The 20553-nt window shown below is 59.6% G+C and carries 20 protein-coding genes; 16 read left to right on the top strand and 4 right to left on the bottom strand.

From position 1 onward, the window contains the following. The first annotated feature begins 18 nt into the window (after positions 1–18). The 10 genes from infB (at position 19) to yedF (ending at position 11609) form a co-directional block, all read left to right on the top strand. Entirely contained in the window at positions 19–2706 is a 2688-nt protein-coding gene (gene infB, locus J0F90_RS02095; protein WP_004933511.1) for a translation initiation factor IF-2, read from the top strand. A gap of 70 nt (positions 2707–2776) precedes the next feature. After that, complete coding sequence (gene rbfA / locus J0F90_RS02100; RefSeq protein ID WP_004933508.1) at positions 2777–3187, top strand: 30S ribosome-binding factor RbfA; 411 nt, start codon at positions 2777–2779, stop codon at positions 3185–3187. Next, a complete protein-coding gene (gene truB / locus J0F90_RS02105; protein WP_033638902.1) occupies positions 3187–4131 on the top strand; it encodes a tRNA pseudouridine(55) synthase TruB in 945 nt (314 codons plus the stop codon). Before rbfA ends, truB begins: the two co-directional genes overlap by 1 nt. Positions 4132–4255: 124 nt before the next feature. Further along, positions 4256–4525 (top strand): 30S ribosomal protein S15, encoded by a 270-nt coding sequence (rpsO, locus tag J0F90_RS02110; protein WP_004933502.1) that lies wholly within the window; start codon positions 4256–4258, stop codon positions 4523–4525. Positions 4526–4781: 256 nt separating this feature from the next. Next, entirely contained in the window at positions 4782–6899 is a 2118-nt protein-coding gene (gene pnp / locus J0F90_RS02115) for a polyribonucleotide nucleotidyltransferase (protein ID WP_016929321.1), read from the top strand. Positions 6900–7027: 128 nt separating this feature from the next. Continuing rightward, positions 7028–7912: a lipoprotein NlpI gene (nlpI, locus tag J0F90_RS02120; protein WP_004933495.1), complete on the top strand. Its 885-nt coding sequence runs from the start codon at positions 7028–7030 to the stop codon at positions 7910–7912. 122 nt (positions 7913–8034) lie between these two features. Next, positions 8035–8109 carry a protein YrbN gene (gene yrbN / locus J0F90_RS24860; RefSeq protein WP_223182019.1) on the top strand — a complete coding sequence of 25 codons (75 nt, stop codon included), beginning with the start codon at positions 8035–8037 and terminating at the stop codon, positions 8107–8109. After that, positions 8099–10012 carry a DEAD/DEAH family ATP-dependent RNA helicase gene (locus J0F90_RS02130; RefSeq protein WP_033638901.1) on the top strand — a complete coding sequence of 638 codons (1914 nt, stop codon included), beginning with the start codon at positions 8099–8101 and terminating at the stop codon, positions 10010–10012. Before yrbN ends, J0F90_RS02130 begins: the two co-directional genes overlap by 11 nt. Before the next feature lie 146 nt (positions 10013–10158). Beyond that, positions 10159–11373, top strand: coding sequence for a selenium metabolism membrane protein YedE/FdhT (gene yedE, locus J0F90_RS02135; protein WP_016929320.1), 1215 nt, complete (start codon positions 10159–10161; stop codon positions 11371–11373). Next, positions 11370–11609: a sulfurtransferase-like selenium metabolism protein YedF gene (yedF, locus tag J0F90_RS02140; protein ID WP_004933486.1), complete on the top strand. Its 240-nt coding sequence runs from the start codon at positions 11370–11372 to the stop codon at positions 11607–11609. The genes yedE and yedF overlap by 4 nt, the downstream gene beginning before the upstream one ends. A gap of 37 nt (positions 11610–11646) precedes the next feature. On the opposite strand, the gene J0F90_RS02145 is transcribed toward yedF, so the two are convergent. Beyond that, positions 11647–12660 carry a luciferase-like monooxygenase gene (locus J0F90_RS02145; RefSeq protein WP_025305059.1) on the bottom strand — a complete coding sequence of 338 codons (1014 nt, stop codon included), beginning with the start codon at positions 12658–12660 and terminating at the stop codon, positions 11647–11649. Positions 12661–12892: 232 nt separating this feature from the next. Here J0F90_RS02145 and J0F90_RS02150 point away from each other — a divergent pair, with 232 nt between their 5' ends. The 4 genes from J0F90_RS02150 to J0F90_RS02165 all read left to right on the top strand — a co-directional run bounded on the left by J0F90_RS02150 (position 12893) and on the right by J0F90_RS02165 (position 16664). Then, positions 12893–13864 carry an HlyD family secretion protein gene (locus tag J0F90_RS02150; protein ID WP_033638900.1) on the top strand — a complete coding sequence of 324 codons (972 nt, stop codon included), beginning with the start codon at positions 12893–12895 and terminating at the stop codon, positions 13862–13864. Further along, entirely contained in the window at positions 13846–15000 is a 1155-nt protein-coding gene (locus J0F90_RS02155) for an ABC transporter permease (protein ID WP_033638899.1), read from the top strand. The genes J0F90_RS02150 and J0F90_RS02155 overlap by 19 nt, the downstream gene beginning before the upstream one ends. Next, positions 14997–16136 (top strand): ABC transporter permease, encoded by a 1140-nt coding sequence (locus J0F90_RS02160; RefSeq protein WP_025305062.1) that lies wholly within the window; start codon positions 14997–14999, stop codon positions 16134–16136. The genes J0F90_RS02155 and J0F90_RS02160 overlap by 4 nt, the downstream gene beginning before the upstream one ends. Positions 16137–16289: 153 nt before the next feature. After that, positions 16290–16664 (top strand): hypothetical protein, encoded by a 375-nt coding sequence (locus J0F90_RS02165; RefSeq protein ID WP_126186726.1) that lies wholly within the window; start codon positions 16290–16292, stop codon positions 16662–16664. A 307-nt stretch (positions 16665–16971) separates the two neighbouring features. On the opposite strand, the gene J0F90_RS02170 is transcribed toward J0F90_RS02165, so the two are convergent. Both J0F90_RS02170 and ubiU read right to left on the bottom strand, forming a co-directional pair. After that, complete coding sequence (locus J0F90_RS02170; protein WP_033638898.1) at positions 16972–17850, bottom strand: U32 family peptidase; 879 nt, start codon at positions 17848–17850, stop codon at positions 16972–16974. Positions 17851–17861: 11 nt separating this feature from the next. Further along, positions 17862–18857 carry a ubiquinone anaerobic biosynthesis protein UbiU gene (ubiU, locus tag J0F90_RS02175; RefSeq protein WP_033638895.1) on the bottom strand — a complete coding sequence of 332 codons (996 nt, stop codon included), beginning with the start codon at positions 18855–18857 and terminating at the stop codon, positions 17862–17864. 258 nt (positions 18858–19115) lie between these two features. Between ubiU and ubiT the strand changes: the two genes are divergently transcribed. Beyond that, the gene (gene ubiT / locus J0F90_RS02180) at positions 19116–19637 is read left to right on the top strand and encodes a ubiquinone anaerobic biosynthesis accessory factor UbiT (protein WP_028127577.1); all 522 of its coding nucleotides are present in this window, start codon (positions 19116–19118) and stop codon (positions 19635–19637) included. Further along, positions 19631–20134: a GNAT family N-acetyltransferase gene (locus J0F90_RS02185; protein WP_033638893.1), complete on the top strand. Its 504-nt coding sequence runs from the start codon at positions 19631–19633 to the stop codon at positions 20132–20134. Before ubiT ends, J0F90_RS02185 begins: the two co-directional genes overlap by 7 nt. Here the strand turns inward: J0F90_RS02185 and J0F90_RS02190 are convergent. Beyond that, entirely contained in the window at positions 20121–20417 is a 297-nt protein-coding gene (locus tag J0F90_RS02190; protein WP_033634297.1) for a GIY-YIG nuclease family protein, read from the bottom strand. The two genes, J0F90_RS02185 and J0F90_RS02190, sit on opposite strands and share 14 nt — an antisense overlap. Positions 20418–20553 lie beyond the last annotated feature (136 nt).

The raw sequence follows: 20553 nt of genomic DNA on the forward strand, positions 1-20553 counted from the left end.
GTAGCAGGAAGGAACAGCATGACGACAGATGTAACCGTAAAATCGCTGGCAGCAGAGATTCAGACTCCGGTTGATCGCCTGGTACAGCAGTTTGCTGATGCAGGGATCAACAAGTCCGAGTCGGACTCTGTTACCCAGCAAGAAAAAGAAACATTGCTGGCGCACCTGAACCGTGAACACGGCAGCGCGCCGGGTAAACTCACTTTGCAGCGCAAAACGCGCAGCACCTTGAATATCCCGAGCACCGGCGGTAAAAGTAAATCGGTGCAAATTGAGGTCCGCAAGAAACGCACTTATGTAAATCGCGATACGCAGGAAGCCCAGTTGGCTGAAGCGGCAGAGCAGGCACAGCGTGAAGCGGAAGAGCAGGCACGGCGCGAAGCGGAAGAGCTCGCAAAACGCGAAGCGGAAGCGAAGCGCGCAGCCGAAGAGCAAGCCAAACGTGAGGCCGCGGAGATTGCTAAGCGTAATTCAGCGGAAAAAGAAAAAGTGACCAATCAACATACCGACGAAATGACCAAGCCAGCTCAGGCGGAAAAAGCACGCCGTGAAGCCGAAGCCGCTGAACTGAAACGCAAAGCGGAAGAGGAAGTGCGCCGCAAGGTTGAAGAGGAAGCCAAGCGCGTGGCGGAAGAAGCCCGTCGCATGGCCGAAGAGAACGGCGAGAAGTGGGCCCAGGCAGACGCGGCAAGCGCCGCGGTTGAAAGCGCCGACTATCACGTGACCACCTCTCAGCACGCCCGTGCCGCAGAAGATGAAAACGACGCCAAAGTTGAAGGCGATCGTCGCAGCCGCACCCGCGGCGGCAAAGCGACCAAGCAGAAGAAAGGCAACAAGCTGTCCGAATCCAAAGCGGATCGCGAAGAAGCGCGCGCCGTTACCCGTGGCGGTAAAGGCAAACGCAAGCCTAGCGCTCTGCAGCAGGGCTTCAACAAGCCGGCGCAGGTGGTTAACCGCGACGTGGTGATCGGCGAAACCATCACCGTGGCCGAGTTGGCCAACAAGATGGCGGTAAAAGGTTCTCAGGTCATCAAAGTGATGATGAAGCTGGGCGCCATGGCCACCATCAACCAGGTTATCGACCAGGAAACCGCGCAGCTGGTTGCCGAAGAGATGGGCCACAAAGTTATCCTGCGTCGTGAAAACGAGCTGGAAGAAGCGCTGATGAGCGACCGTGATACGGGCGCTGCGGCCGAGCCGCGCGCGCCGGTCGTGACCATCATGGGCCACGTTGACCACGGTAAAACCTCTCTGCTGGACTACATTCGCTCCACCAAAGTGGCGGCGGGCGAAGCCGGCGGCATTACCCAGCACATCGGTGCCTACCACGTAGAAACCGAGAACGGCATGATCACCTTCCTGGATACCCCGGGCCACGCCGCGTTTACCTCGATGCGTGCTCGCGGTGCTCAGGCGACTGACATCGTGGTTCTGGTGGTGGCGGCTGATGACGGCGTGATGCCACAGACCATCGAAGCTATCCAGCACGCGAAAGCGGCGCAGGTGCCGTTGGTGGTTGCGGTGAACAAAATCGACAAGCCGGAAGCCGATCCGGACCGCGTTAAGCAGGAACTGTCTCAGTACGGCGTGATGCCGGAAGAGTGGGGCGGCGAAGCGCAGTTCGTCCACGTGTCCGCGAAAGCCGGTACCGGTATCGACGAGCTGCTGCAGGCTATCCTGCTGCAGGCCGAAGTGCTGGAACTGAAAGCGGTACGCAGCGGCATGGCGAGCGGCGTGGTGATCGAGTCCTTCCTGGATAAAGGCCGTGGCCCGGTTGCCACCGTGCTGGTTCAGGAAGGTACGCTGAACAAGGGCGACATCGTCCTGTGTGGCTTCGAATACGGCCGTGTGCGTGCGATGCGCGACGAGCTGGGCCGTGAAGTGACCTCCGCCGGTCCGTCTATCCCTGTGGAAATCCTGGGTCTGTCCAGCGTGCCTGCAGCGGGTGACGAAGCGACCGTGGTGCGCGACGAGAAGAAAGCGCGTGAAGTGGCTCTGTACCGTCAGGGCAAGTTCCGCGAAGTCAAACTGGCGCGTCAGCAGAAGTCCAAGCTGGAAAACATGTTCGCCAACATGACCGACGGCGAAGTGTCCGAGCTGAACATCGTACTGAAATCCGACGTACAGGGTTCTTGCGAAGCGATCAGCGACTCGCTGCTGAAACTCTCCACCGACGAAGTGAAGGTGAAGATTGTCGGCTCCGGCGTAGGTGGGATCACCGAAACCGACGCGACGCTGGCTGCGGCTTCCAACGCCATCATCCTGGGCTTCAACGTGCGTGCCGACGCTTCTGCGCGCCGCGTAATCGAAGCGGAAAGCCTGGATCTGCGTTACTACTCCGTGATCTATAACCTGATCGACGAAGTGAAGCAGGCGATGAGCGGCATGCTGGCGCCGGAATACAAGCAGCAGATCATCGGCCTGGCCGAAGTGCGCGACGTGTTCAAATCGCCTAAGTTCGGCGCTATCGCCGGCTGTATGGTTACCGAAGGGACCATCAAGCGTCACAACCCAATCCGCGTACTGCGCGACAACGTGGTTATCTATGAAGGCGAGCTGGAATCCCTGCGCCGCTTCAAAGATGACGTTAACGAAGTCCGTAACGGCATGGAATGTGGTATCGGCGTTAAGAACTATAACGACGTGCGCGTCGGCGACATGATCGAAGTGTTCGAAATCATTGAGATCCAACGCACCATCGCTTAACGATTGCACATCTGCTTATATCTGTTTACGGGGGGCCTTTGTGCCCCCCGATTTGTCTGGAGAATCCAAAATGGCAAAAGAATTCAGCCGCGGTCAACGCGTGGCGCAAGAGATGCAGAAAGAGATTGCGATCATTCTGCAGCGTGAAGTGAAAGATCCGCGCGTCGGCATGGCGACCGTTTCCGGCGTGGAAGTCTCCCGTGACCTGGCGTATGCCAAGGTTTACGTCACCTTCCTGAACGTGCTGACCGAGAACCACGATCCGGATCTGGTCACCAACGGCATCAAAGCGTTGCAGGACGCTTCCGGCTATATCCGCACCCTGCTGGGCAAAGCGATGCGCCTGCGCGTGGTGCCGGAGCTGACCTTCGCCTACGACAACTCCCTGGTGGAAGGCATGCGTATGTCCAACCTGGTGACCAACGTGGTGAAGAACGACGCCGAGCGCCGTTCCGCCTCAGGCGATGACAAGGAGGATTAATGAGTCGCCCTCGTCGCCGCGGCCGTGATATCCACGGCGTGCTGTTGCTGGACAAGCCGCAAGGGTTGTCGTCCAACGATGCGCTGCAAAAAGTAAAACGCCTGTACAACGCCAACCGAGCGGGCCATACCGGCGCGCTCGATCCGTTGGCGACCGGCATGCTGCCTATCTGCCTGGGCGAAGCGACTAAGTTTTCGCAATACCTGCTCGATTCCGACAAGCGCTATCGGGTGATCGCCAAGCTGGGGCAGCGTACCGATACCTCCGACGCCGACGGTCAGATCGTGCAGGAACGCCCGGTGAACTTCACCCAGGCGCAGCTCGACGTGGCGCTGGACACCTTCCGCGGCGACATCCAGCAGGTGCCATCGATGTATTCGGCGCTGAAATACCAGGGCAAGAAACTCTACGAGTATGCGCGCCAGGGGATTGAAGTGCCGCGAGAAGCGCGCAGCATCACGGTGTACGAGCTGCAGTTTATCCGCTGGGAAGGGGATGAGCTGGAGCTGGAGATCCACTGCTCGAAAGGCACCTACATCCGCACCATCACCGACGATCTCGGCGAGCTGCTGGGCTGCGGCGCGCACGTGATCTATCTGCGCCGCCTGCAGGTGGCGACTTATCCGATCGCGCGCATGGTGACGCTGGAACAGCTGAATGCTTTGCTGGCGCAGGCGCAGGAACAAGCGATCGCGCCCGGCGAGCTGCTTGATCCGCTGCTGATGCCGATGGACAGCCCGGTTGAGAACTATCCGGAAGTGAATTTGCTGCCGGTGGTCGCGGGTTACGTCAAGCAGGGGCAACCGGTGCAAGTGGCCGGCGCGCCGGCTTCCGGCCTGGTGCGCATCACCGAGGGTGAAGAGCGAAAATTCATCGGCGTTGGCGACATCGCCGAGGATGGTCGCGTGGCGCCGCGCCGCCTGGTGGTCGAGCATTTCGACTGACGGCGGGGCACTGCGTCGCCTTGCGATCGCACTGCGCTAAGAGTAGAATGGCGCAGCTTATGCATTGGGTTGCTGAATTAGAGATCGGCGCCTGTTTTTATTATCTATAATCTGGAGTATTACAATGTCTCTAAGTGTTGAAGCTAAAGCTCAAATCGTAGCTGATTTCGGTCGTGGTACTAACGACAGCGGTTCTACCGAAGTTCAGGTTGCCCTGCTGACTGCGCAGATCAACCATCTGCAAGGCCACTTCTCCGAGCACAAAAAAGATCACCACAGCCGTCGTGGTCTGCTGCGTATGGTTTCTCAGCGTCGTAAGCTGCTGGACTACCTGAAGCGTAAAGATGTAGCACGTTACACCAGCCTGATCGAGCGTCTGGGTCTGCGTCGCTAATCTAGCAAGTTTCAGTGGAAAGGGGCCTATTTTGGCCCCTTTCTTCTAGGAAGCATAAGCAAATCAGGTTAATGTATTACTGATGTTTCCAAACAGGTTCTTCCGTTACAGAGGTTCGCGCGGCTAATGAGAGGCTTTATCTCCCGCCTGAGATAAGGATTGTCATTAGTCGCGAGGATGTAGTGAGAAGGCAAATCGAGTCACAGGCGTGTCGAGTCGTCAATGCGATTGCGCGCCGTTAATCAAGGATATAATTTTGCTGACACCGATCATTCGCAAATTCCAGTATGGCCAGCATACCGTCACCATCGAAACCGGTATGATGGCGCGTCAGGCCACCGCCGCCGTTATGGTGAGCATGGATGACACCGCCGTATTCGTTACCGTCGTTGGCCAGAAAAAAGCCAAGCCGGGCCAGAGCTTCTTCCCGCTGACCGTTAACTACCAAGAGCGTACCTACGCCGCCGGCCGCATCCCGGGCAGCTTCTTCCGTCGCGAAGGCCGTCCGAGCGAAGGCGAGACGCTGACTTCTCGTCTGATCGACCGTCCGATCCGTCCACTGTTCCCGGACAGCTTCCTGAACGAAGTTCAGGTGATTGCGACCGTGGTTTCCGTTAACCCGCAGGTGAACCCGGACATCGTTGCGATGATCGGTGCTTCCGCGGCCCTGAGCCTGTCCGGTATTCCGTTCAACGGCCCAATCGGCGCCGCGCGCGTAGGTTACATCAACGACCAGTACGTACTGAACCCAACGACTGACGAACTGAAAGAAAGCCGTCTGGATCTGGTGGTTGCCGGTACTGCAGGCGCGGTGCTGATGGTTGAATCCGAAGCGGACGTGCTGAGCGAAGACCAGATGCTGGGCGCCGTGGTGTTCGGCCATGACCAGCAGCAAGTGGTTATCGAAAACATCAACGCGCTGGTTGCCGAAGCGGGCAAACCGAAGTGGGATTGGCAGGCGCCTGCGGTCAACGAAGCGCTGCACGCGCGCGTGGCTGAACTGGCCGAAGCTCGCCTGGGCGATGCTTACCACATCACCGAAAAACAAGAGCGTTACGCTCAGGTTGACGCGATCAAAGACAGCGTTGTTGAAACCCTGCTGGCGCAGGACGAGACGCTGGACGCCGGCGAAATCCAGGACATCCTGGGCACCGTCGAGAAAAACGTGGTGCGCAGCCGCGTACTGCGTGGCGAGCCGCGTATCGACGGCCGTGAAAAAGACATGATCCGTGGCCTGGACGTGCGCACCGGCGTACTGCCGCGCACCCACGGTTCCGCGCTGTTCACCCGTGGCGAAACTCAGGCGCTGGTTACCGCGACCCTGGGCACCGCGCGCGACGCACAGAACCTGGACGAGCTGATGGGCGAGAAGACCGACAGCTTCCTGTTCCACTACAACTTCCCTCCGTACTCCGTAGGTGAAACCGGCATGGTCGGTTCTCCTAAGCGTCGTGAAATCGGTCACGGTCGCCTGGCGAAACGCGGCGTATTGGCTATGATGCCTAAACCGGAAGATTTCCCGTACACGGTTCGCGTGGTGTCTGAAATCACCGAATCCAACGGTTCTTCTTCCATGGCTTCCGTGTGCGGCGCGTCTCTGGCGCTGATGGACGCCGGTGTGCCAATCAAGGCTGCCGTTGCGGGCATCGCGATGGGCCTGGTGAAAGAAGCCGACAACTATGTGGTTCTGTCCGACATTCTGGGTGACGAAGATCACCTGGGCGACATGGACTTCAAAGTGGCCGGTAGCCGCGACGGTATCACCGCGCTGCAGATGGACATCAAAATCGAAGGCATCACCCGCGAAATCATGCAGGTGGCTCTGAACCAGGCCAAGGGCGCGCGTCTGCACATCCTGGGCGTGATGGAACAGGCTATCAGCACTCCGCGCGGCGATATCTCCGAATTCGCACCGCGCATTCATACTATCCGCATCAACCCGGATAAAATCAAAGACGTGATTGGTAAGGGCGGTTCCGTTATCCGCGCGCTGACCGAAGAGACTGGCACTACCATCGAAATCGAAGATGATGGTACAGTTAAAATCGCTGCGACCGACGGTGAGAAAGCGAAATTCGCTATCCGTCGCATCGAAGAGATCACGGCAGAGATCGAAGTGGGCCGTATCTATCAGGGTAAAGTGACCCGTATCGTTGATTTCGGCGCATTCGTCGCTATCGGCGGTGGTAAAGAAGGCCTGGTGCATATTTCTCAGATCGCCGACAAGCGCGTTGAGAAAGTGACCGACTATCTGCAGATGGGTCAGGAAGTGCCGGTTAAGGTACTGGAAGTTGACCGTCAGGGCCGCGTGCGTCTGAGCATCAAAGAAGCGATGGCGCCGGAAGCGGGTTCACCTGCGCCTGAAGCAGAATAACTGTATAGATAGTTTTACAGCTCCCCGCCACGGGGTTGGGAGCTGTTCGTATCGCGCGGGTAGGATGCCCGCGTTTTAGCAAACGGAGGACAGGACGTTCATCCAATGTTTGTCTTCGGGAGTGGGAAATGAAGCCTTTCTTGCGCTGGTGTTACGTTGCGACAGCACTCATGCTGGCAGGATGCAGCAACCATGATTGGCGTAAAGACGAAGTTTTGGCAATCCCGTTGCAGCCAACGTTGCAGCAGGAAGTGATCCTGGCGCGCATGGAACAAATTCTTGCCAGCCGGGCACTGACGGATGACGAACGCGCACAGCTTTTATATGAGCGCGGTGTGCTGTATGATAGCCTCGGGTTACGTGCATTAGCGCGCAATGATTTCTCGCAGGCGCTGGCGATACGTCCCGACATGCCGGAAGTTTTCAACTACCTGGGCATTTACTTAACGCAGGCAGGCAATTTTGATGCTGCCTATGAAGCGTTTGATTCTGTACTAGAGCTTGATCCAACTTACAATTACGCGCGTTTAAACCGGGGCATCGCACTGTATTATGGCGGCCGCTTCCCGTTGGCGCAGGATGATCTGCAGGCGTTTTATCAAGACGACCCAAACGATCCCTTCCGTTCGTTATGGCTGTATCTGGTGGAGCGAGAAATCGATCCCAAGAAGGCCGAGGTAGCGCTTCAGCAGCGCTATGACAAAGCGGACAGAGGGCAATGGGGATGGAATATTGTCGAATTCTACCTGGGCAAGATCAGCGAAAAAACGCTGATGGAACGCCTCAAGGCAGATGCAACGGATAACACTTCGCTCGCTGAGCATCTCAGTGAAACTGACTTCTATTTGGGTAAACACTACCTGAGTCTGGGGGACAAGGACACCGCTTCGGCGCTGTTCAAACTGACGGTGTCTAACAACGTTCACAACTTCGTTGAGCACCGCTATGCATTGTTGGAATTGGCGCTTTTGGGCCAAGAGCAAGACGACCTATCGGAATCGGACCAGCAATAGCTGACGAACACCTATCAGCCTGATGGACATTGGTTTTTAACCAAAGTTATCGCCTTCACGGGCGAGGGCTTTTTTGTTCGTTTTATAATCTAATTTGAGCCGGTTCACACTTTTCAATGAAAATGACTGAAAATTTTCTCGACGAGTTATGTAGACTGGCTGCCATTATTAATGAGGCACGTGTACATGACGACTGAGTTTGAAACCTCTTTTGCTGATCTGGGGCTGTCTGCTCCAATCATTTCCGCCCTGAACGATCTGGGCTATGAAAAACCATCTCCGATCCAGGCTGAGTGTATTCCTCACCTGTTGAACGGCCGCGACGTGCTGGGCATGGCGCAGACCGGTAGTGGTAAAACTGCAGCGTTCTCGCTGCCGCTGCTGCACAACCTGCAGGCAGACCTGAAAGCACCTCAGATCCTGGTGCTGGCGCCGACTCGCGAACTGGCGGTTCAGGTTGCCGAAGCGATGACCGATTTCTCCAAACACATGAACGGCGTCAACGTGGTAGCCCTGTACGGCGGCCAGCGTTACGACGTGCAGCTGCGCGCTCTGCGCCAGGGCCCGCAAATCGTTGTGGGTACCCCAGGCCGCCTGCTGGACCACCTGAAGCGCGGCACTCTGAACCTCTCCAACCTGAGCGGTCTGGTGCTGGATGAAGCCGACGAAATGCTGCGCATGGGCTTTATCGAAGACGTAGAAACCATCATGGCTGAGATCCCGGCTGAACATCAGACCGCGCTGTTCTCCGCCACCATGCCGGAAGCGATCCGTCGCATTACCCGCCGCTTCATGAAAGAGCCGCAGGAAGTGCGCATCCAATCCAGCGTGACCACCCGTCCGGACATTAGCCAGAGCTACTGGTCGGTCTACGGCATGCGTAAAAACGAAGCGCTGGTGCGTTTCCTGGAAGCCGAAGACTTTGACGCGGCGATCATCTTCGTCCGTACCAAGAACGCGACCCTGGAAGTGGCCGAAGCGCTGGAGCGCAGCGGTTACAGCAGCGCCGCGCTGAACGGCGACATGAACCAGGCGCTGCGTGAGCAGACTCTGGAGCGTCTGAAAGACGGTCGTCTGGATATCCTGATCGCGACCGACGTTGCGGCCCGTGGCCTGGACGTTGAGCGCATCAGCCTGGTTGTCAACTACGACATCCCGATGGACTCCGAGTCTTACGTTCACCGTATCGGCCGTACCGGTCGTGCGGGCCGCGCCGGCCGCGCGCTGCTGTTCGTGGAAAACCGCGAACGCCGCCTGCTGCGCAATATCGAACGCACCATGAAGCTGACCATCCCTGAAGTGGAACTGCCGAACGCAGAACTGCTGGGCGAGCGTCGTCTGGCCAAGTTCGCCGCGAAAGTTCAGCAGCAGCTGGAAAGCAGCGATCTGGACCTGTACCGCGCACTGCTGACCAAACTGCAGCCGGAAGAAGAGCTGGATATGGAAACCCTGGCCGCAGCGCTGCTGAAAATGGCTCAGGGCGAACGTCCGCTGATCCTGCCGCCGGATCCGGTCTTCAAACCGCGTCAGCGCCGCGAGTTCAACGACCGTGACGATCGTCGCGGTGACCGTCGTGACAGCCGTGACGGCGATCGTCCGCGTCGCGAACGTCGTGACGTTGGCGAAATGCAGCTGTACCGCATCGAAGTGGGCCGTGACGATGGCGTAGAAGTGCGTCACATCGTTGGCGCTATCGCTAACGAAGGCGACATCAGCAGCCGTTACATCGGTAACATCAAGCTGTTCGCTTCCCACTCCACCATCGAACTGCCAAAAGGCATGCCGGGCGAGATCCTGAATCACTTCACTCGCACTCGCATCCTGAACAAGCCGATGAACATGCAGCTGCTGGGCGATGCACAGCCGTTCGAACGTCGCGAGCGTCGTGACGGCGGCAACGGCGGCGAGCGTCGCGGCAACGGTCGTCCGTTCAACGGCGAACGTCGTGAAGGCGGCCCGCGTCGCTCCTTCGGCGAACGTCGTGAAGGCGGTAACGGCGGCGAGCGTCGCGGCGGCAACTACAACCGCGACGGCAAGCCGGCTCCACGCCGTGATGACGGCGCACCGGCGGCACCACGTCGTCGTTTCGGCGACGCGTAATCGCTGATTCGCCGTTCGCGGTGAAGCGCTCTGAAAAACCAGCCTGCGGGCTGGTTTTTTTATGCCTGAAAGTTGCCGTCAAACGCCCCTGAATGGCGTATCATTCATAAGGTTTTTTCTTACGGATGATATGCACGGGAGATGCCATGAGTTGGCAGCAGTTTAAATCTCAATACCTGGTGCGCTTTTGGGCGCCGCTGCCGGCGGTGATCGCCGCCGGGATCCTTTCTACCTACTACTTCGGCATGACCGGCACCTTCTGGGCGGTGACCGGCGAATTCACTCGCTGGGGCGGCCATGTGCTGCAGTGGTTCGGCCTGCACCCTGAGCAGTGGGGCTATTTCAAGGTTATCGGCCTGCAGGGCACGCCGCTGGAGCGCATCGACGGGCGCATGATCATCGGCATGTTCGCCGGCTGCATCGCCGCCGCGCTGTGGGCCAACAACATCAAACTGCGTCAGCCGCAGCACCGCATTCGCATCGTGCAGGCGCTGCTGGGCGGCATCATCGCCGGCTTCGGCGCACGCCTGGCGATGGGCTGCAACCTGGCGGCATTCTTCACCGGCATTCCGCAGTTCTCGTTGCACGCCTGGTTCTTCGCGCTGGCGACTGCCGCCGGCTCCTACTTCGGCGCCAAATTCACGCTGCTGCCGATGTTCCGCATCCCGGTCAAATTGCAAAAGGTGAAGGCCGCCGCGCCGCTGACGCAGAAGCCTGAGCAGGCGCGCCGCCGCTTCCGGCTGGGCATGGCCGTCTTCGGCCTGGCGGTGGCCTGGTCGCTGTGGACGCTGTTCGATGCGCCGAAGCTTGGCATCGCCATGCTGTTCGGCATCGGCTTTGGCCTGCTGATCGAACGCGCGCAGATCTGCTTCACCTCGGCGTTCCGCGATCTGTGGATCACCGGCCGCACCCACATGGCGAAAGCCATCATCATCGGCATGGCGGTGAGCGCCATCGGCATCTTCAGCTATGTGCAGCTCGGCGTGGCGCCGAAGATCATGTGGGCCGGCCCGAATGCGGTGCTGGGCGGTTTGCTGTTCGGCTTCGGCATCGTGCTGGCCGGCGGCTGCGAGACCGGTTGGATGTACCGTGCGGTGGAAGGACAGGTGCACTACTGGTGGGTGGGGCTGGGCAACATCATCGGCGCTACGCTGCTGGCCTATTACTGGGACGATCTGGCGCCGGCGCTGGCGACCGACTACGACAAAATTAACCTGCTCGACACCTTCGGCCCGATCGGCGGCCTGCTGGTGACTTACCTGCTGCTGGCGCTGGCCTTCGCCGCCATGCTGTGGTGGGAGAAACGCTTTTTCCGCGCCCGGCCTGAGGCGCAAGTGGTGAATTTGAGGAGCATGCCATGAAAGAGACGACGATAGTGCCGGACTACCGGCTGGACATGCTGGGCGAACCTTGCCCGTACCCGGCGGTGGCGACGCTGGAGGCGATGCCGCAGCTGAAGCCGGGGGAGATCCTGGAGGTGATCAGCGATTGCCCGCAGTCGATCAACAACATCCCGCTTGATGCGCGCAACCACGGCTACAAGGTGCTGGATATCCAGCAGGACGGGCCGACCATCCGCTATCTGATCCAGCGTTAACGCTAAGGCGGCGGGGTTCCCACCGCCTTTTCGCTTTTTAGCCCTTCACGATGTCGCCTTTCACCCCGGCGACGATCTCGAACGAACGCAGCCGCGCCTGATGATCGAAGATCTGGCCGTTGACCATGATCTCGTCGGCATCGGTTTCACGCAGCAGCGTTTGCAGCCCGTGACGCACCGTTTTTTCATCGCCGACGATCGACATCCGCAGCGCCTGTTCGACGCCGTACTGCTCGCCGGCGGTCCACAGCGCGTGGATGTTATCCACCGGCGGCGGCAGCGGGCCGGGCGAACCGCGGCGCAGATTGATGAATTGCTGCTGCATCGAGCTGAACAGGAAGCGCGCGTCGCTATCGCTTTCGGCGGCGATCACGTTGACGCACACCATGGCGTGCGGCTGCGCCAGCTGTTTGGAGGGTTTGAAGTTCTCGCGGTACAGCTGCAGCGCCTGGAACAGCATATCCGGAGCGAAGTGCGAAGCGAAGGCGAACGGCAGGCCGAGCTGCGCCGCCAGCTGGGCGCTGTAGAGGCTGGAGCCGAGCAGCCAGAGCGGCACATGCAGCCCCTGGCCCGGCACCGCCTGCACCGGCTGGCCGGGCTGCGCGTCGCAGAAGTAGTTTTGCAGTTCCTGCACGTCGCGCGGGAAGGTATCCACGTCGCCGGACAGGTGGCGACGCAGCGCCATCATGGTGCGTTGATCGGTGCCGGGCGCGCGGCCCAGCCCCAGATCGATGCGGCCGGGGTAGAGCGACTCCAGCGTGCCGAACTGCTCGGCGATCACCAGCGGCGCATGGTTCGGCAGCATCACGCCGCCGGAGCCGAGGCGAATGCTCTGGGTGCCGGCGGCCAGATAGCCCAGCAGCACCGAGGTGGCGGCGCTGCCGATGCCGGTCATATTGTGGTGCTCGGCCAGCCAGTAACGCTGGTAGCCCCAGCGTTCGGCGTGCTGCGCCAGATCCAGCGAACAGTGGAAAGCGTCGCGCGCCTTGGCCCCTTGCGGGATTGGCGATAAATCCAGTACCGAAAGCGGTACGGCAGTGTGTTCAGTCATGACATCGTCCATCAGAGAGTGGATCGCTTAAAGGGCGATTGCAGGAGTCTGCATACTAAAAGGCCGAAAAAAAGATGCTTTTTAGTGTTAAAAGCATAATCCAATTTATAGTTATAAAAGAGGAGATATGTGCTTGTGATATCCTCATGAGTGCAATGGTGTTTTTTGGAGCAATTTGAGACATGGAAATGATGATCCCCGCCCGCCGCTTACCGTTCCGGGAGCTGACATAATGAAAAAAAAGACGCTGTTTACCCTGTTGCTGATGTTGGCGGCGATCGCATTGGCGATCCTGTTCCGCGCGCACAATCAGGATCTGTTACTGCAGGGTGAAGTGGATGCCCCCGAAGTGATCGTCGCATCCAAGGCGAAAGGCCGAGTCGTTGAACGCCTGATCGAACGCGGCGACGACGTGAAAAGCGGCCAACTGATCATCCAACTCGACAGCCCCGAACTGATGGCGCAGCTGCGTTCCGCGCAGGCGACGCGCGACGAGGCCAAAGCGCAGCTCGAGCTGTCGCTGCACGGCACCCGTGAAGAGAGCATCCGCAACCTGCGCGCCAACCTGGCGCAGGCCGAGGCGCAGTACCGCAATGCGCAAAACGACTACAACCGTAACCTGAGCGTGGCCGGCAAGGGCTATATCTCGAAGTCCGAGCTGGACGCTTCGCGCCGGTCGCGCGACACCGCCTTCCAGCAGGTGCAGGCCGCCAAGGCCAACCTGGATGAAGGCATCAACGGCGACCGCGTCGAGCAGCGGCAGCAATATGCGGCGGCGCTGCGGGCGGCGGAAGAGAACCTGCTGCAGATCCAGGCGCAGAGCGACGATCTGCAGGTGAAAGCGCCGGTGGACGGTGAAGTGGGGCCGATCCCGGCCGAAGTGGGCGAATTGCTGAACGCCGGCAGCCCGCTGGTGACGTTGATCCGGGTGCCGGACGCCTACTTCGTGTTTAACCTGCGTGAAGACATCCTGGCCCACGTGCGCAAAGGCGACAAGGTCAAGCTGCGGGTGCCGGCGCTGAAGGACAAAATGATCGACACCGAGGTGCGCTACATCGCGCCGCTGGGGGATTACGCCACCAAACGCGCCACCCGCGCCACCGGCGACTTCGACCTGAAAACCTTCGAAGTGCGCCTGTATCCGTCACAGCCGGTGGACGGCCTGCGTCCGGGGATGAGCACCTTATGGCAATGGAAAGAGTAAGGGCCGGCTGGCGCTGCTTCAGTCACGCGTTCGACAAAGAGTGTCGCGTCGCCTTTCGCAGCCCGGTGGTGCACTGGCTGAGCTGGATCTTTCCGCTGATCCTGTTTGCGCTGATCAGCAGCAACTTCTCCGAAGGCACGCTGCTCGATCTGCCGGTCTCGGTGGTGGACAGCGATCACAGCCCGCTGTCCAAATCGCTGACGCGCCGGCTGGACGCCGGTTCGCACGCCCACGTCGAGGCTTACAGCGGCGGGCTGCCGGAGTCACTGAGCCGCCTGCGCAGCGCGCAGGATTACGCGCTGCTGTATATCCCGCCGGATCTTGAGGCCAACGCGCTATCGGGCAAACAGCCGAGCGTGGTGATGTACTACAATGCGTTGTTCTACGGCGCCGGGCTGTACTCCACTCAGGACTTCGGCGGCCTGATGAACGAAATCAACGCCAGCACCCGCAGCATCATCGCCACCGAGATGGGTAAAACCCTGCCGCCGTTGGCGGACGTGACGCTCTCCTACGGCAGCCTGTTCAACGCCAGCGGCAGCTATATCTATTACCAGCAGTTCGCCGCCACCATCCACCTGCTGCAGCTGTTCGCGGTGACCTGCATGATCTATGTGCTGGCGCGCAGCAAGTCGCTGCTGCAGGCCAAGCCGTTCAGCCTGGCGCTGCTCGGCAAGCTGGCGCCGTACACGCTGTGTTTCACCACCCTGCTGATGGTCGAGATCGCGGCGCTGGTAGGCATCTTTGACGCCCGCGTCAGCGGCAACCCGCTGTTTATGCTGATGATTGGCCTGTTCTACGTGATGGCGGCGCAGAGTATCGGCCTGCTGCTGTACACCTTTACCGGCAGCACCATCACCGCCTACAGCCTGATCGGTATTTTGGTCAGTATCGCGATGACCTTCTCCGGAATGGCGGTGCCTGAGCTGTCGATGCCGCTGCCGGCGCGCATCATTTCCAACATCGAACCGCTGACCCACGCGCTGTACGCGATGTTCGACGTGTTCCTGCGGCAGGTGCACGCCAGCGCCATCTTCAGCGTGTGCGCGCTGCTGGCGGTCTATCCGCTGGTGGCCGCGCTGCTGGTGCGCAATCGCCTGCCGGCGCGGCTGGCAAAAGAGGGGAACGCCGGATGAAGCTCTATTGGCAAACCTTCGTTAAGGTGCTGCTCGGCATGCTGGAGCGGCCGGTGTGGCTGATGCTGATCCTGTCGCTGTGCATCATGAGCCTGGTGTACGCCAACCGCACGGTGTGGGATCTGCCGGTGGGGGTGGTCGATCAGGATCACAGCACCGCCAGCCGCCAGCTGATCCGCCAACTGGACGCCACCTCCAAGATCGCGATTGAAACCTACGACAGCCTGGAACAGGCGCAGCGCGATCTCAGCTGGCGCAAGCTGTTTGCGGTGATCATCATGCCGGTGGATCTGGAGAAGAAAATTCTCAGCGGGCAAAACATCGTGGTACCGGTCTACGGCGACGCCACCAACCGCCTGGCCAACGGCCAGATCCAACAAGACGTGGTGGCGGCCTACCAGCAGCTGCTGACGGAGTACAACAACGGGCTGCTGCTGCGCAGCGGCTTCAGCGAACGGCAGGCGCAGATACTGCTGACGCCGATACTGGGGCAAACGCTGGACGTGTTCAACCCCGGCATCAGCTTCGCGGCGATCATCTTCCCCGGCCTGCTGGTGATGCTGTTGCAGCACTCGCTGCTGATCGCCTGTATCCGCGTCAATATCGCCATGAAGAGCATGCCCGGCGGCAAGGCGCCCCTGGCGGCGCACCTCGGCGGGCTGACGGCGCTGCTGCCGATCTGGCTGTTCCTGTCGATCGTGCTGTTTGTGCTGTGGCCGTGGGTATTGGGCTATCGGCAGACGGCGAACATCGCCGAACTGCTGCTGCTGACCTTCCCGTTCCTGCTGGCGGTATTGGGGCTGGGCAAGCTGGTGACCGAGTGCCTGCGCAGCGTTGAGATGATCTACCTGACGCTGGCGTTCATCACGACGCCGGTATTCTACCTGTCCGGCACCATCTGGCCGCTGCAGTCGATGCCGGCCTGGGTGCGCGCCATCTCGTACAGCATTCCCTCCACCTGGGGCACCAAGGCGATCGCCGGCGTCAACCAGATGGGGCTGTCGCTGAATGAAGTGTGGGGCGATGTGATGATGATGCTGGTGCTCGGCGTGGTCTACACCCTGCTGGGCTTCGGCGTCGGTTTCTTGCGCAACAGCGTGGCGCTGCGCGGGATGTTCAGGAAGCGGCGGGCGTAGGAGATAAATAAAGGCGCCATTTTCGGCGCCTTTATTATTTCGTATTATTGATATGGTTAAGGTGATTTATTTAGTGGGATGTTCACTCTTATTTTAATTTGATTTCTTATTTTGACTTTGGTAATTGTAATTGTCGACCTGCTTAGGGAATTAATGGTTGACGTTAATTTTATCTATAACGTGTTATTTAAAGGATGGAATAATATGTTAACAATAAGAATGCTTACATTTGACGAGATGAAACTGATTGGCGGTTGTGGCGATGGAAATAACGGCGGCGATCGTGATAGGCCAAGCAGAGGTGCGCCAAACTCTTGTGCCAATCAGGTTGGAATGGGCATTATCATTGGCGCATTTACCGGTTTTTCCGGCGGCCCGCCTGGGATGGTCGGCATGGCCGTTGCCGGTGGCTTAATGGGGGCGGTCTCTTGCGCAGATAACAGCCCAGCCGGGAATAATAAGAATAACGGTGGTGCTTTGGGCGGGAATAAAAACGCCAATAGCGTTAATGGGCAATGTCGCTGGTGATGAGTCAATCGCTTTTAGAGTGTCAAAAATAGAGGGTGGGTTATGGTTAACAGGCGTCTTTTAAACCCGCTTTGTAATATGATGGCGCTAACGTTGAGTATGTTACTTATCTCGTTCTCCTCATTGAGTATTATTTCATACGGAGAACATTTGGTAGATGCGGCCATCGCGGTTTTCACGTATTTTGGTATCAGAAGCTGCTGCCTGATGTGTGTAAGTTTATTCCATTGGTTCCACGGTAGAAATGATCGCATTAATCTTGATAAATAAACAGTGCCGGCAGCGTCCGCCGCCGGCACTGTCCTCGCTAAGACACCAACTCCAGTCCCGCCACGCGGCGCCAGTAACCGTTGCAGTCGGCGTGGTCGGTCAAAGTCAGCGGCTGCTCGCCATACTCGTTGGCGCGGAAGGCGTCGATTTGCGCCAGCGTCTCGGCGCCCTGCGGCGATAGCCGCACGATGTCCACCAGCCCTTGCATGCTCGGCAGCTCGTTGCCAAGGTTGTAGCAGTAGCCGCTCATGGTCTGGATGCCGTTGAGCACGAACACCTGCTGTTGCTCCTGCGAACGCATCATGCGGCCCTGCGGATATTTGATGCAGCAGGTTTCGCACTCGTCCTTGCCGCGGTTTTCCGAGCGGGCGGTGAAGCAGCGCGCCGAATAGGCCAGCGGCAGGTGGCCGTAACTCAGCACCTCCACTTCGAAGTCGTGGCGGAAGCCCAGTTCGTCGCACTGCGTCAGCAGGTTGGCCAGCCAGTCGCGCGACAGCTCGACCGGCATGCACCAGCGCATCATGCCCTGGCGGCGCAGCAGGCGCAGGGTATAGGCGTTGTAGCAGTTCAGCGCATGGCCGGCGACGAACGGCAGACCGCGCTCCGCCGCCATGTTGACCGCGCCCAGGTCGTTGGCTTCAAACAGAAACTCGCCGTTCTCCACATAGCGTTTCAGCTCATTCAGTTCGGACGGCGCCTGCAGCAGCGCCAACGTGGAGATCACGACCTGCTTGCCGCTGCGGGCGATTTCACGCGCCAGCGCCAGCCAGTCGCCGACCTTCATCTCGCGCCGCTTGGTGCAGACGCTCTCGCCGAGGTAAATGATGTCGGCGCTGCTCTCCGCCGCCTGTTGATAGAACGCCGCGATGTCGTTTTTCGGCCAGTAGTAGAGCACCGGCCCCAGTGCGTATTTCATGTTTCCTCCGGCTACTGCCATTTGCGGTGATAGGCGCCCAACGTGGTTTGGGTGCCCTCGGACATCGCGCCCAGCGTCTCCATCCAGGCGGCGTCGGCGCGATAGGCAGCCGGATCGGCCTGGCAACGGTCGATCGCCTGGCGCCAGACGCGCGCCACCTGGCTGACGTAAGCCGGGCTGCGCTGGCGGCCTTCGATCTTCACCGAGGCGATGTTGGCGGCCAGCAGCGCCGGCAACAGCTCCAGCGTATTGAGGCTGGTGGGCTCTTCCAGCGCGTGGTAGCGCACGTCGTCCACCAGATAGCGGCCCTTGCACAGCGTCGGGTAACCGGCGTTTTCATGGTCCTGGTAGCGGTCGATCAGCACGTCGTTCAGGCGCGACTCCATGCCCTGCGGGGTTTGCTGCCAGCGCACGAAACGTGCCGGCGAACAGGCGCCGACGGTGTTCGGCGACTCGCCGGTCAGGTAGGAGGAGAGGTAGCAGCGCCCCTCGGCCATGATGCACAGGCTGCCGAAAGCGAACACTTCCAGCGGCACCGGGCTGGTGCGCGCCAGCTGTTTCACCTGGTGCATCGACAGCACGCGCGGCAGCACCACCCGGCCGACCTCGAAGTTGCGTTGGTAGAAACGGATCGCTTCCTCGTTGGTGGCGGAAGCCTGCACCGAAACGTGTCGCTCCAGCTGCGGGTAGCGTTGGGCGGCATATTCCAGCATCGCCAGATCCGCCAGAATCAGGGCGTCGGCGCCCAGTTGGGCCGCCATATCCACCGCGCGCTGCCAGCGGGCGTAGCCGTCGGGATGGGCGAAGGTGTTGATGGCGATATGCAGTTTGCGGCCGTGGCGATGCACGTAATCGACCGCTTCCTGCAGCTTTTTCTCGGTGAAGTTGAGGCCGGCGAAGTGGCGCGCGTTGGTATCGTCTTTCAGACCGATGTAAACGGCGTCGGCGCCGTTATCCACCGCGGCCTTCAGGGCCGGCAGGTTGCCGGCGGGACAAAGCAGCTCCATAGATTTATCCTGGCTTAGCCGTACGCCCGGCCGGGCGCACGCTGTCTTTAAAGGTTGCCGGCGGCGGTGTTCCGCCGGCAAACGCGAATCGGGGAGGCCATTTTAGGCAAAGGGGCGCACACAGGTTTTGATTTGGGGCAGCTTATGGCGTATTGATAAACATGGCGGCGAAATGCACTATTTGTTGATATAGACCGCTGAAGCCGCGCGCCAGTGTGGCAAAATAGCGGTAGTCCGTATTGAAAGGAGTGGATGACCGTGTTGGAACAACTACGAGCACGCCTTGTGCGCCAGGGGCCGTCGCTGCTGCGCATCCCGCTGAAATTCACACCGTTCGCCCTGCAGCGCCAGTTGCTGCAACAGGTGCTGAGCTGGCAGTTCCGCCAGGCATTGGCGGATGGCGAGCTGGAATTTCTCGAATCGCGCTGGTTGAAGATCGAAGTTCGCGATCTGGCGCTACACTGGTTTATGACGGTAGAAAACGACAAACTGGTGGTCAGCCAGCACGCCGAAGCGGACGTCAGTTTCAGCGGCGACGCCAACGATCTGATCCTGATCGCGGCGCGCAAGCAAGATCCGGATACGCTGTTCTTTCAGCGTCGGCTGCAGATTGAAGGGGATACCGAATTGGGCCTGTATGTGAAAAATTTGATGGACGCCATCGAGCTGGAAAGCATGCCTGCGCCGCTGCGCATGGGGCTGCTGCAGTTGGCTGATTTTGTCGAAGCAGGGCTGCAGGAGGGCACGGCGTCGGTTTCCCGTGTGGCGGTATCATGCTGATCCGCGTAGAGATCCCGGTAGACGCGGCGGGCATTGACGCCTTGCTGCGCCGCGCCTTTGGCCGCGACGACGAAGCCGATCTGGTGCAGCAGCTGCGTGAAGACGGCCTGCTGACGCTGGGCGTGGTCGCCACTGACGACGAAGGCGGGGTAGTGGGTTACGCCGCGTTCAGCCCGGTAGACGTGGCCGGCGAAGACCGCCAATGGGTGGCGCTGGCGCCGCTGGCGGTAGACGAAAGCCTGCGTCGCCAGGGGCTGGCTGAAAAGCTGGTGTACGAAGGCCTGGATTCGCTGAACGAATTCAGCTACGTCGCGGTGGTGGTGCTGGGCGATCCGGCCTACTACGGCCGCTTCGGCTTTAAACCGGCCGCCGCCTATGGCCTGCACTGCCGCTGGCCGGAGACGGAAAGCGCATTCCAGGTGTATCCGCTGGCGGAAGACGCCCTGAATGGCGTCAGCGGCGAAGTGGCTTTTTCGGCGCCGTTTAATCGCTTCTAGCGCCCGGCAACAAATACTCCAACGACAGCGGCGGGTGATTCACCAGCCGCTCTTTTTGTATTTTGCTCAGCTGTTTGACGCGGTATTCCAGCTTCAGCGCCGTTGAGCGATCCCCCACCGGGCAGTGAAACGCCAGCGTCAATTCCCCTTTGCCGCGCAGCGCCTTGGCGCCTTTGCCGGCCTGATGCTGCGCCAGGCGGCGCGCCACGTCGGTGGTGATGCCGGTATACAGCATGCCGCTCGGTAAACGCAGCATATAGAGATACCAGTGGGGCAAGTCCATCATTGGGGTCCTGTGCAAGGGTAGAGATGACATCAGGCCGCCATAGCTAAGCGCGGCATCTCTATTTTGTCACGATTTAACGATGGATTTCACCACTGGCGGAACGGTTTGTTTATTCCGTCTTGACGATAAGGGA

Source organism: Serratia marcescens subsp. marcescens ATCC 13880 (assembly GCF_017299535.1).
Taxonomy (GTDB): Bacteria; Pseudomonadota; Gammaproteobacteria; order Enterobacterales; family Enterobacteriaceae; genus Serratia; species Serratia marcescens.